At 46.0% G+C, this 12471-nt stretch carries 10 protein-coding genes; 3 read left to right on the top strand and 7 right to left on the bottom strand.

Annotated elements, in window-relative coordinates; translation table 11 throughout:
* Window positions 1-65 precede the first annotated feature (65 nt).
* The gene (gene gpmI, locus L2096_RS13535) at window positions 66-1613 is read left to right on the top strand and encodes a 2,3-bisphosphoglycerate-independent phosphoglycerate mutase (protein WP_004932249.1); all 1548 of its coding nucleotides are present in this window, start codon (window positions 66-68) and stop codon (window positions 1611-1613) included.
* Between the two features lie 12 nt (window positions 1614-1625).
* Window positions 1626-2801 (top strand): S41 family peptidase, encoded by a 1176-nt coding sequence (locus L2096_RS13540; RefSeq protein ID WP_048766003.1) that lies wholly within the window; start codon window positions 1626-1628, stop codon window positions 2799-2801.
* 1 nt (window position 2802) lies between these two features.
* On the opposite strand, the gene L2096_RS13545 is transcribed toward L2096_RS13540, so the two are convergent.
* Genes L2096_RS13545 through gacA form a run of 3 tightly spaced genes read right to left on the bottom strand, consistent with a single transcriptional unit; the run spans window position 2803 to window position 6475 of the window.
* Window positions 2803-4221 carry a sigma-54-dependent transcriptional regulator gene (locus L2096_RS13545; RefSeq protein WP_250365634.1) on the bottom strand — a complete coding sequence of 473 codons (1419 nt, stop codon included), beginning with the start codon at window positions 4219-4221 and terminating at the stop codon, window positions 2803-2805.
* 27 nt (window positions 4222-4248) lie between these two features.
* Complete coding sequence (locus tag L2096_RS13550) at window positions 4249-5817, bottom strand: sensor histidine kinase (protein WP_250365635.1); 1569 nt, start codon at window positions 5815-5817, stop codon at window positions 4249-4251.
* 22 nt (window positions 5818-5839) lie between these two features.
* The gene (gene gacA / locus L2096_RS13555) at window positions 5840-6475 is read right to left on the bottom strand and encodes a response regulator transcription factor GacA (protein WP_004932261.1); all 636 of its coding nucleotides are present in this window, start codon (window positions 6473-6475) and stop codon (window positions 5840-5842) included.
* Window positions 6476-6688: 213 nt separating this feature from the next.
* Between gacA and pbpG the strand changes: the two genes are divergently transcribed.
* Entirely contained in the window at window positions 6689-7747 is a 1059-nt protein-coding gene (gene pbpG / locus L2096_RS13560) for a D-alanyl-D-alanine endopeptidase PBP7/8 (protein ID WP_004932264.1), read from the top strand.
* Between the two features lie 66 nt (window positions 7748-7813).
* On the opposite strand, the gene thrC is transcribed toward pbpG, so the two are convergent.
* From thrC to xerD, 4 genes are all read right to left on the bottom strand, one after another.
* Window positions 7814-8953, bottom strand: coding sequence for a threonine synthase (gene thrC, locus L2096_RS13565; protein WP_004944129.1), 1140 nt, complete (start codon window positions 8951-8953; stop codon window positions 7814-7816).
* 60 nt (window positions 8954-9013) lie between these two features.
* A complete protein-coding gene (locus tag L2096_RS13570) occupies window positions 9014-10315 on the bottom strand; it encodes a homoserine dehydrogenase (RefSeq protein ID WP_004932270.1) in 1302 nt (433 codons plus the stop codon).
* A gap of 170 nt (window positions 10316-10485) precedes the next feature.
* Window positions 10486-11301 carry a DsbC family protein gene (locus L2096_RS13575; protein ID WP_004932272.1) on the bottom strand — a complete coding sequence of 272 codons (816 nt, stop codon included), beginning with the start codon at window positions 11299-11301 and terminating at the stop codon, window positions 10486-10488.
* A 126-nt stretch (window positions 11302-11427) separates the two neighbouring features.
* Entirely contained in the window at window positions 11428-12345 is a 918-nt protein-coding gene (xerD, locus tag L2096_RS13580; RefSeq protein WP_250365636.1) for a site-specific tyrosine recombinase XerD, read from the bottom strand.
* Window positions 12346-12471 lie beyond the last annotated feature (126 nt).

Below are 12471 nucleotides of genomic sequence, written 5' to 3' on the forward strand. Positions count from 1 at the left end.
TAGAGTCTGGCTTAAAAATTCGCTAAAATATTGCGACAAAATTATAGACATAACGAGTGTAAATTATGACGGATGTAACTGTTGGAAAAATCCCTCACGTGTTAGTGATTATGGATGGGATTGGGCATCGTGAAGCGGTGAAAGACAATGCTTTTTTAGCAGCGAAAACACCGAATCTGAGTATGATGAAACAGCAGCATCCGCATAGTCTGATTTCCGGCTCCGGTGAAGATGTAGGCTTACCAGACGGTCAGATGGGCAATTCGGAAGTAGGACACATGAACCTAGGTGCAGGTCGCGTGTTGTATCAAGATTTTACCCGCATTACCAAAGACATCCGTGACGGTGGCTTTTTCGAGCATGACGTACTTATCGATGCGGTTGAAAAAGCCAAAGCAGCGCAGGGAGCTGTGCACATCATGGGCCTGCTCTCCGAAGGAGGGGTTCACTCACATGAAGACCACATTGTGGCGATGTGTGAGCTTGCACTCAAGCGCGGCGCGAAGGTGTATTTACATGCCTTTTTAGATGGTCGTGACACACCGCCAAAAAGTGCCCAGCCATCGTTAGAAAAACTCGATGCACTCTTTGAACAATATGCTGGTCAGGGCCGAATTGCGACGCTGATTGGTCGTTATTTTGCCATGGACCGTGATAACCGTTGGGACCGCGTAGAACAAGCGTATCGGTTATTGACTGAAGGCGAAGCGGTGCGTGTCGTCGATACAGCAGTCGAGGGTTTGGCACAAGCCTATGCCGCCGATGAAAGTGATGAATTCGTAAAAGCCACGCGTGTTGGTGCCGCTGCGCCGATTCAAGATGGCGACAGCGTTGTGTTTATGAACTTTCGTGCCGATCGTGCGCGTGAGCTGACCCGTGCATTTGTTGAAAAAGAATTTACTGGCTTTGAGCGTCAGGTGGTGCCGCAACTGGCAAAATTTGTCATGTTGACTCGTTATCAAGCAACAATTGATGCGCCTGTGGCATATATGCCTGAGGCTTTGCACAATTCACTGGGCGAATACTTGTCCAATCTCGGCAAAACCCAGCTGCGCATTGCTGAAACCGAAAAATATGCCCATGTCACCTTTTTCTTTAGTGGTGGTCGTGAAGACGAATATGCAGGTGAAAAACGGATCTTGATTCCATCACCGAATGTGGCGACCTATGACCTCAAGCCTGAAATGAGTGCCTATGAAGTAACCGAGCAATTGGTTGCGGCTATTGAGTCTGGAGAGTTCGACCTGTTGGTGGTGAACTATGCCAATGGTGATATGGTCGGGCATACCGGTGTCTTTGATGCCGCAGTAAAAGCCGTAGAAGCGGTGGATACCTGCTTGGGCAAAGTCTATGCTGCTGTTATGGCCAAACATGGGCACATGATTATTACCGCTGACCATGGTAATGTAGAGCAAATGCAGGATTACGAAAGTGGTCAGGTACATACCCAGCACACCACTGAATTGGTGCCATTTATTTATGTGGGGCCTCAGTCTGCGGAGATTGCCAATGGCGGTGTACTTGCAGATGTGGCGCCAACATTACTGCACTTGATGCAGCTTCCTGTTCCAGCAGAAATGCAAGGCCGTAATCTTATTCAGATTCACTCATAAAGGACACTCTGTATGACTCAGCGCTTCAATTTTCGTGTTTTACTGACAGGTTGGTTGATGTGTTGCAGTCCCTTGGTGTTGAGTGCCGCACCTGCCACAGCGCAGGTGGGTGAAGATGGTCAAGCGATTCGATCAGTCGAAGTGCCGGTCGAATCGATACAGCAATTTGTACAAATTTATAATTTGGTCAAAGACAACTATGTCGAATCCAAGCCAGATGAAGTGCTGTTTCAGCAGGCCATCAAAGGTTTGGTGGGCGGTTTAGACCGATATTCACGTTATCTCTCGCCTGAAGAATACAAACAATTGGTTCAATATACCGAAGGTGATTTGGCCTCGGTAGATTTTGCCTTGGTGTATGAACCACGTGCCCACCAATGGGTGATCCGTGATCTGAAAGAGGGCGCAGACTCTTATAAACTTGGTCTTCGAAATGACCAAATCGTAACAAAAATTGATGGACAAGATTTGCAAGGCCTCAATCATGAACAGGTTCATGGCCTGCTTTACGGTTCGATTGGAACGCCGCTGCAAATGCAAACCAGCACGATGGCCGTGGCCCAGACCCTGATTCGTAATAAAAAAATCGAAGCCGATGTACAGCCCGTATTGCTACATAATCAGGTTTTGGTGCTTAAAGTTCGGGTATTTCAGCAAGATACAGCCAACGAAATTAAACGCTTAATTGAAGAATATGGTTCACCGCGTTTGAAAGCCGTACTGATCGACCTGCGTAACAACCCTGGCGGTTTATTGTCTGCGGCGGTTGAATCGGCTGATTTATTTTTAAATCAGGGCGTGATTGTCTCGACGAAGAGCCGTTCTGAAGGTAATCAGCAATTTCAGGCTTTGCCAAGTAATGAATTTCAGCGATTGAAACTGGGCATCTTAATCAATCATCGTTCTGCTTCGGCGGCTGAAGTCTTTACGGCAGCCATGAAAGAGCACCAGCGTGCATGGGTGATTGGAGAAAAAAGCTATGGTAAAGGCGTCGTACAGAAACTCTTTCCATTGCCAGATGGAGCGGCGCTGCAAATGACAGTGTCTCACTACTACACACCCAAAGACAATATGATTGAAGGTAAGGGCATTCAGCCCAATCAGGTCTATCCCTTACCGGCAGATATGAAAGATGAGATCTATCTAGAGAATGTCTCCGAAATGCTGCTGAAGCAGGCGAAGCTTTAAACTAACTTTCTTCAGTATCAAGACCAAATTTCTTCAAGCGATAGCGAAGTGAGCGAAAGCTCATGCCGAGTTTTTTTGCGGCCAAGGTTCGATTCCAGTGACTACAATTCAAAGCATTTAATAATATCTCTTTTTCAATTTTTTCAAGATATTGCTCGAGCCCTTCGTGAGGAAGCTTGGTTTTACTTTCAGGCTGCTGTGCGATCACACGTGGAATTTTAAGATAATCGGTTGCTTCAGTTACTGCGGAAGTATAGTCGCGTAGGGAGGAGCCATTTAAGTGTTGCACGTCGATAAATGCAGTTTCACTTAAAGTTATGGCACGTTCGATCATGTTACGTAATTCACGTACATTCCCCGGAAACGGATAATGCAGTAAAAATTCTTCAGCTGCTGCGGTCAGTTGTTTGATCGGGATGATCCAGTCACGACAGACATGCCCAATAAAATGTCGTGCTAAAATCAAAATATCGTCTCCACGCTCTCGCAGCGGTGGCAGGGTAATGTCCATGACATGAATACGAAAAAACAAATCTTGGCGAAATTTGCCCTGTTGAACCAGTTGTTCAAGCTGTTGATGACTGGCACTGATCACACGAAAATCCACATCGATTTCGTGCTCAGATCCGAGGGGGCGAATTTTCTTTTCCTGAATAGCGCGTAAGAATTTGACCTGCATGCTCAGCGGTAATTCTGCCACTTCATCGAGAAACAGACTGCCGCCTTGAGCCGCTTGTATCAACCCTTGCTTGTCTTGTGTGGCACCGGTAAAACTGCCTTTTTTATGCCCAAATAATTCACTTTCCATCAGTTCAGCTGGAATTGCACCACAGTTAATCGCAATAAAAGGGCCTTCATTACGATTACTTAAGCGATGAACCAGATTGGCCACCACTTCTTTACCTGTTCCGGATTCACCGGTAATAAAGACCGGCGCCTGTGAGCGCGAGATTTTTCGTAGCGCAATCCGAAGTGCTTCAATGGGTTCAGATTGCCCAATCAAGAGCTGGTGTTCAAGAGTTTCCCTATCATTGTCGGGATGCATCTGGCTGCCGTTAAGTGCGGTCTGTATCAGTTGTTTCAGATGCTGCGGATTGATCGGTTTACTGACAAAATCAAACGCACCCGCTTTGAGCGCTGAAATGGCAATTTCCATGTTGCCATAGGCTGTGATCACAGCAATCGGAATATACGGAAAATGTTCATTCACATGATCAATCAAATCTAGTCCATGACCATCGGGTAGATTGAGGTCGGTCAGACAGGCGTTGTATTCGTGTGTCGCAAGCAATTGTTTGGCCTGCTCTACATTGTAGGCACAATCTGTATGGATGCCCATGCGCGACAGGCTAATTTGCATCAATGAGCAAAGATCTTCTTCGTCATCGATCAGTAATACACGTGGTTGAAGAATGGTCATAACCCCACAAAACCTAATTTATATATTTTAATTTATTGGGCAGTGGATTCTAAAGCATGCCCCTTTATCTTGTTCAACATAGGTCAGCTTGGCATGATTGGCCTCGCAAAGACTCTGTGATAAATACAATCCTAAACCAGTTCCCTGAATTTCGGTACTAAAAAACGGTTTAAACAGTTGCGAAAGATTACGTTTTGTTACGCCCTCACCAAAATCGACAATATCAATCCAGATCGAAGTCGATGCCAACTGCACCACAATCTGTACTGCGGGTGCTTCTGGTGCATTGTGACGAAGTGCATTTCGAATCAGATTGACCAGCACTTGCCGGAGTTGAGATGGATCAAACACAATCGATACATCGTGTGCTGGGAGCTGAAGTTCTAATTTCTGCTGTACATCATTTAAGTCTTCGTGCAGTAAACTCTTTAAAAACGGATTGAGCTGGATGGTGATTGGGGTGGTGGTCTGATTACGCGCCATCCCGAGCGTATCTTCAATAATGCCATTGATCCGTTTGGTTTGTTTTCTGATCATGTTCTGCAATTGCTGCTGCTGATGCAGTTCACTATCGGACAGTAATTCATTGGCTTGGACAATTGCAGCCAAAGGATTGCGAATTTCGTGGGCAATACTGGCCGAGAGTTGCCCCAATGCGGCAAGTTTTAACTGCTGAACACGTTGATTCATTCTTTGAGCGTCTTGCAAGATCAACAAGATTAAGGATTGTTGCGGAACCCGTAAACGCTGAATACGCACATGAAGACGATAAGTCGAAAACTGTGATTCAAAATTGAATGTTTCACCATCTTGCAGCGAGGTCGATCTGAGCACTTCAACTAAGTCTGGCTGAAGATTCACCAATGGCAATTGTTCATGCGCAAAAAGCGGCTGTATGCCTAAAAAACTCGACGCTGCGGGATTACACACCACAACATGATAACTTTCGTCGAGTACCAGATAACCCTCTTTGGCCTGATCTAGAATATAACGATTGATATTTTGGAGTTGATTGAGTACGTCAGATTGATGATTGGCAATGTTCTCAAGTAACTGAAAACGTCGCACCGCGATTTGCCCAATTCCGTAAACCACAAAAAATAAAAAAGCCAGCAAAATACTGTTGCTGATCGAGCTGAGATGGTCTTTGTCAAACAGGACCAACACCACTTGCTGATAGATCACCACAATGACCGCGAGAAGTGTAACGGTCAGTGACATTCGTGCTTGCAGCAAAATCGCCGCCGAAAAGACCGTCACCACGTACAGCATGCTCAAGTGCAGACTTGGGCTCCCCACGGCGTAGGTGAGTAAACTCAGTACCACAATGTCGACAATAAACAGCAAGGTGAGCTGTGAGGCAATCCATCGTGTAGAGAATTTAAATACGCCACCTTGCATAAAGCTGAGCAAGGTGTAAATCACCAGTGTAAAAACGTAAAGTTCGGGATGTAAATAGTCTGAGCTGTGACCCTGACCTGTGGTGTAAAAGATCAGAATCAGGCTTAAGCCAATAATGACACGATAGGCACCATACCAAGCGCCTAAACGATAAATCGTATACGACAGCTGGGTAGACAGAGCAGGCGCCGGCATAGAACAATCAGGAAATAGAAGACTAAGGTTTTATCAGCCCATAACGAATGGCCAGATGGGTAAGTTTGACATCACTGTCGATGGCGAGCTTTTCAAAGATGCGATAACGATAGGTGTTGACGGTTTTGACACTAACAAACAGTTTATCCGCGATTTCCTGCGCACTGATACAGTTCACGACCATCATGGCGACTTGCATTTCACGTTCAGATAAAACATCAAATGGCGATTGCTGGGTATCAGACAGATAAGAGCTGGCCAGTTGCTCTGCAATGTCGGCACTAAAATATTTACCGCCTTGCATGACTTTATTGATGGCACGCACCATTTCGGCAATTGGGGCACCTTTGGTGATATAGCCTTTTGCCCCAGCTTTGAGCAATAAAGATGGATAAGGCTCTTCCGCCAAACCGCTGACCGCTATCACTTTGGTCTCAGGTGCAGATTGCAACAGACGACGTGTGGTTTCGACGCCCCCAATTCCAGGCATATTCACATCCAGCAAGACCACCTGAGGATGCTTCTGACGCACGATATTGATTGCGTCTTCACCTGATTCTGCTTGTCCAATCACATCGACATCGGCTTGATCCTCAAGCATACGACAAATGCCCGTACGTACCAATTCATGGTCATCAACGACTAAAACAGTGATCACACAGGCCTCCTGAAATTACAAAGATGGTTTTTTGTTACATAAAGCAAAATTCACTTGCATTGTAATGACAAAATTAGCAATTCTATTCACATAAGTTGAGAGAATAGTTGTACGCAAACATGTCTGACATTACCGTCATGCTGTATGTCCAAATGTAAGGCATAATGCAGGTAATAAGCAAATTTGTGTTCACCCTGAGTTGAGTAATTTACCGTGAAATATGCCAAAAAAACTCTGAAACATGCTTTGGGCATGTCGATTTTGCTAGCTTTGAGTTCAACAAGCTTTGCAGAACTCATTGTGAATCCATCTCCGGGGAATGCTGCTGGTGCTGCATCTTTAAGCTGGTCATCGGATGACGCAAATCAATTATTAAATTCAGACCGTTCGCTTGAGGCTGCTGCCAGTCCTCAGGGGTCGACGTCTGTCACAACCACATTACGCAGTACCACGACCACCACGCTTACGCCTGCACCTGCTGCGCCATCGGCAATTCGTGATACTGGTGGTTATGGCGCGCAACCTGCTGTCAGCGCTCGTGCGGCTTTGGTGATGGATGCACAAACAGGCGAAGTCTTGTTTAGTAAAAATACCAATGCATCGATGCCGATTGCATCAATTACCAAGCTGATGACCGCTGTGGTAACCGCAGATGCGCGCTTGGATATGTCCCAAGAAATCACCTTGGAATCGATTGATTTTGCCGGGGCAGGTGGGAAAAATTCGAGTTCAACCTTGCGCGTAGGCGACAAGATGAACCGTGCCGAAGTATTACTGTTTGCTTTAATGAAATCTGAAAACCCTGCTGCTGCTGCACTGGCACGTACTTATCCGGGCGGACGTCCAGCATTTGTGGCGGCCATGAATGCCAAGGCACGTCAATTGGGCATGAGCTCAACACACTATGTTGAATCTTCAGGACTCGATCCGCACAATATCTCGTCAGCACGTGATTTGGGGATTTTAGTCAGTGCTGCTTCGCAATATGGTTTGATCCGTCAGTTTTCGACCACACCTAGCTATGACTTCAATCTGGGTTATCGCGTATTGAAATCAAACAATACCAACGCGTTGGTACGAAATGGTGGCTGGAATATTAATTTATCGAAGACTGGCTATATCAATGAAGCGGGCCGTTGTGTGGTAATGCATGCAACCGTTAACTCGCGTCCTGCGGTGGTGGTATTGCTCGGTGCAGGTTCAACGCAATCGCGTAACAACGATGCAACCAACCTCTTAAACTGGCTGGCACAACAACCAAAGCGCATTTAAAACGATATACAAACAAGTGCAATAAAAAACCCGTTTCAGAGAACGGGTTTTTTATTGCCTGATAACTTACATGTTCGACAAGATAGAGTCTTTCACTTGTGTCATGGTGGCATCGATAGACAGCATCACGGCATCTGCACATTGCTTGATTGCAGTATCCGGATCTTTTAAGCCATTGCCTGTAACGGTACAGACAATCACAGAACCTTCAGGAATTTTACCCGCTTTGATGTCGCGCATTGCACCGCCAATTGAGGCAGCAGATGCAGGCTCAACAAATACGCCTTCGTACATCGACAATAAACGCTGCGCTTCTAGAATTTCAGCATCTGTTAATTCATCGAACCAACCTTCTGAATCACGAACAGCTGCTTTGGCATGGTTCCAGCTTTGTGGATTACCAATACGAATAGCCGTTGCAATCGTTTCAGGTTGCTCAATCGGTGCGCCACGCATAAATGGTGCTGCACCTGCTGCCTGATAACCCACCATCGTTGGCAGACCGTCTGGTTTAGGGCCCGTAAACTGATCGGTTGCAGCATCGTAAATCACTTGCTCGAACTGCTCAGCTGGCTGGTTGGCAACCGCTTCGGTATAACCCATCCAGTGTGCGGTGATGTTTCCTGCATTTCCAACAGGTAAGCAGTGGTAGTCTGGCGCACGACCTAATGATTCAACAATTTCATAGGCAATGGTTTTTTGACCTTGTAAACGGTACGGGTTAATTGAGTTTACAATCGTGACCGGTGCTTGGTCGGCCACTTCTTTCACTAAACGCATACCGTCGTCAAAGTTACCACGAATTTGCATGGTGATTGCGCCGTACATCATGGCCTGAGCCAATTTGCCCATTGCAATTTTGCCTTCTGGAATCAAGACAAATGCTTTCATGCCTGCACGTGCAGCATATGCCGCCGCTGCAGCCGAAGTATTACCTGTTGATGCACAGATAATGGCTTTTGAACCTTCTTCAGCAGCTTTGGTCACTGCCATGGTCATACCGCGGTCTTTAAATGAACCAGTTGGGTTCAGTCCTTCATATTTCACATAAATTTCGACATCTTTGCCAATAATGCGTGGAATATTCTCTAGTTTAATCAGCGGAGTATTTCCTTCACCTAAAGAAATGGCACGCGTCGTTGCAGAAACTGGCAAACGGTCACGATAACGATCCACGAGACCGGTATAACGATTGGCATTAGACATGATGATTTATGTTCCAAGAGTAAGGTAGAGCTGGCGAGAGGGTTAACCCTCTCCACCTGATTAACTATCGAGCGATTCTAAACGAATTCGCACAATTTCGCCATGAATTGCAGGTAAAGCCTGAATTTTTGCAATGGCGTCATCCATTTTGGATTCGACCACTGGATCAGTCAAAATCACAATCGGGATAAGATCTTTTAAACGCGACTGCTGCATAATCGCATCGATACTGATGCCTGCACGGCTCAGAATCGTGGTGATATCTGCCAGTACGCCGGTTTGGTCTTCAGCATCGACACGTAAGTAATAACCTGTGGTCATTTCTTCGCGCTTTAAAATTGGAAGGTCGGTCAAGGCTTCAAAAGCAAGTTGTGGGATGGTGCCTGCACCATCTTCAGTATAAGAAATATCACGTACAATATCGACGATATCGGCAACCACAGCAGATGCTGTAGGGCCTGCACCTGCACCTGCGCCGTAGTACAACGTTGGGCCAACCGCATGCGCCTGTACCAGTACAGCATTTTTAACGCCATTGACGTTGGCAATCAGTTCTTCTTCTGGAATTAGGGTCGGGTGTACGCGAAGTTCAATACCGTGCTCTGCACGACGGGCAATACCCAAGTGCTTAATTCTAAAACCTAGTTCTTCTGCATATTTGACATCTTGTGCGGTAATCTTGCTGATCCCTTCGGTGTACACTTTGTCAAATTGAAGCGGAATACCAAAAGCACATGAGGCCAAAATGGTCAGTTTGTGCGCCGCATCGATGCCTTCAACATCAAAGGTTGGATCAGCTTCGGCATAGCCGAGTTCTTGTGCTTCTTTTAAGACATCTGCAAAAGCACGACCTTTGTCGCGCATTTCAGTCAAAATAAAGTTGCCTGTTCCATTAATGATTCCAGCCAACCAGTCAATACGGTTTGCGGCCAAACCTTCACGAATCACTTTAATAATTGGAATGCCGCCAGCCACTGCCGCTTCATATGCAATCTGAACAGCATTGTCTTCGGCAGCTTTAAACAGTTCGTTACCATGCTCGGCCAGAAGCGCTTTGTTGGCTGTGACCACTTGTTTGCCATGCTTGATGGCTTCCATGATAAGTTCGTAAGCAGGATGGATACCGCCCATTACCTCAACCACGACGTCTACATCGGGCTGGCGCACAATGTGCATTAAATCGTCACTTTGCTGAATGCCGTTAAGGTCAAGATCTGGGCGAGGACGGCGAGTGCCAACGTAGGTAATTTGAATTTCACGACCGGTGCGACGTTTAATTTCAGCAGCGTTTTCTTGTAATAGTTTAAGGGCACCACCACCAACGGTTCCGAGACCGAGTATTGCCAGACGAACTGGTTTCACGTCACACTCCATACATGCATAAAAATTCAATAGGTCTAGATCATAGCTAAAAAAATCGTCAGACTCTAGGGTTTGTTGGCATTTCCATAAGGAAATGCCAACGCTATTGTTTTTTAGTCAAGATGATTTAAGTTTGAACAATGTAGCACTGCAAATATAAGCAGGCTTGATTACTTATTAAGACGTGTATCAAGCTCTTCAGGAGTCAAGTAACCGCCTAAGTATTCACCCTCGACGCTGTAAATAGCAGGTGTACCGTTCACGCCAATTTTTTGACCCAGTTGATACTGATCACGCACAGGGTTTTTGCACTGTGCTGCTTGTACCGGTTGGCCCTGAACGGCTTGCGCAAATGCTGCTTTACGATCTGCGCTACACCAGATTGCTTCCATGGTCGGCATGAACTGGTCGCCACGCGGCCAAGCAATATAACGGACCTCTATGCCTTTGGCATTGATTTCATCAAGATGCTCGTGCAATTTGTGGCAATAAGGACAGCTTGCATCGGTAAACACGTAGACCACATGCTTGGCTTTACCATTTTTGGCTGGATACACAATCAGATCTTGTGTCTTGAGCGTTGCAAATAATTTTTTGTTTTCTTTGGCTTGTAAGGCTTCACCTACACTCACCAACTCCTTATTCCCCAACCGGATCACATCGCCTTGAATAATGTATTTACCATCGCTGGTGGCATAAACCGATGGCATGCCATCTAAACTTACCCAATACAGGTTGGGTACTTCTGTCGACTGAACACCGGTAATTTTGGCATTGATGTTGGCACTTTTAAGGTGATCTTGCAAAGTCGAAATCAGACGTTGTTGAGCATTGCGTTCACTTAAGGTCGATGCCTCACCCGTTGCCGGTGTATTTGCAGTCAACGTATCTTGTTTGGCAGCATCATCCTGCTTGGAACATGCCGATACAGCTAAACTTCCAGCCAAAGCGCAGGCGATAAAAAGGTGCGAACGGGTAAATGACATAAACAACCCTTTTCATTTCAATTGTTATTTAAAGGCTTTTAGAATATCAAAAAAAAATCCAACTGATGGTAATTATTCGATGCGCTCTGTAACTGATCCGTCTTTGTACCTGGTCTGTTGGCAAGATTAAGCGCGCGGATGGTATTGTTCATGCAATTGCTGCATACGGATTTGAGCCACATGGGTATAAATCTGTGTGGTCGATAAATCACTATGCCCCAAGAGTAACTGCACCACACGCAAGTCGGCACCATGATTGAGTAGATGTGTTGCAAAGGCATGGCGCAATGTATGCGGAGAAAGCTCCATCTGAATATTGGCTTGCAATGCATAGCGCTTGATGGCGTACCAAAAATTTTGTCGGCTCATAATGCCGCCATGCTGGGTTAAAAAGAGATAATCGGTCGCGCTTTTATATAGCGCAGGGCGTGATTCGCGCAGGTAGCGCTCGACCCATTCAGTCGCAAACTGGCCCAGAGGCACCAAACGCTCTTTGTTGCCTTTACCGGTAATACGCAAATAGCCTTGCTTTAAATTAATCAGCTCCAGCTTTAGGTTCAGCAGCTCAGACACCCGCAAACCGCAGGCATATAAAACTTCAAGCATGGCACGATCGCGTAGCCCCAGCGCCGTGGAGGTATCTGGTGCATGAATCAGTGCATCGACATCTTGCTCAGATAAATCTTGTGGCAGACTTCGACCCAGTTTCGGGCTTTTATGCAGCGCCACAGGATTATCGGTTCGAATTTTCTGTTCACGTAAAAATTTATAAAACTGACGCAGTGCCGAGAGACAGCGTGCTATTGAACGCGGGCTTTTCCCCAGTTTGGTGAGTTCAATCAAAACATCCGAGATGTCATCGGCCCTCCATTCGGGCAGGGCGTGGCGAGACAATTGGGCACACTGGATCAAATCGCTTAAATATGCGTTACGGGTATGCGGGCTGACACTTTGTGCCACCAGATAGTCTCTAAAGCCATGCAAAAAACTAAATGGTTTTGGAATTGTAATTGGCGCAGGCGTGCGGGGCTTTTTACTGATCATTCAAGCAACAGATGTTCTGTGATAACAATACATTAGTGTAAACAGCGTTTGCTGTCGATGAAATTTTACAGATGTGAATCGTAACGATTCCTTATTTGTTAATTATTCTCATTTGGATGTATACTA

This window comes from Acinetobacter sp. ACZLY 512 (assembly GCF_023614015.1).
GTDB lineage: Bacteria > Pseudomonadota > Gammaproteobacteria > Pseudomonadales > Moraxellaceae > Acinetobacter > Acinetobacter soli.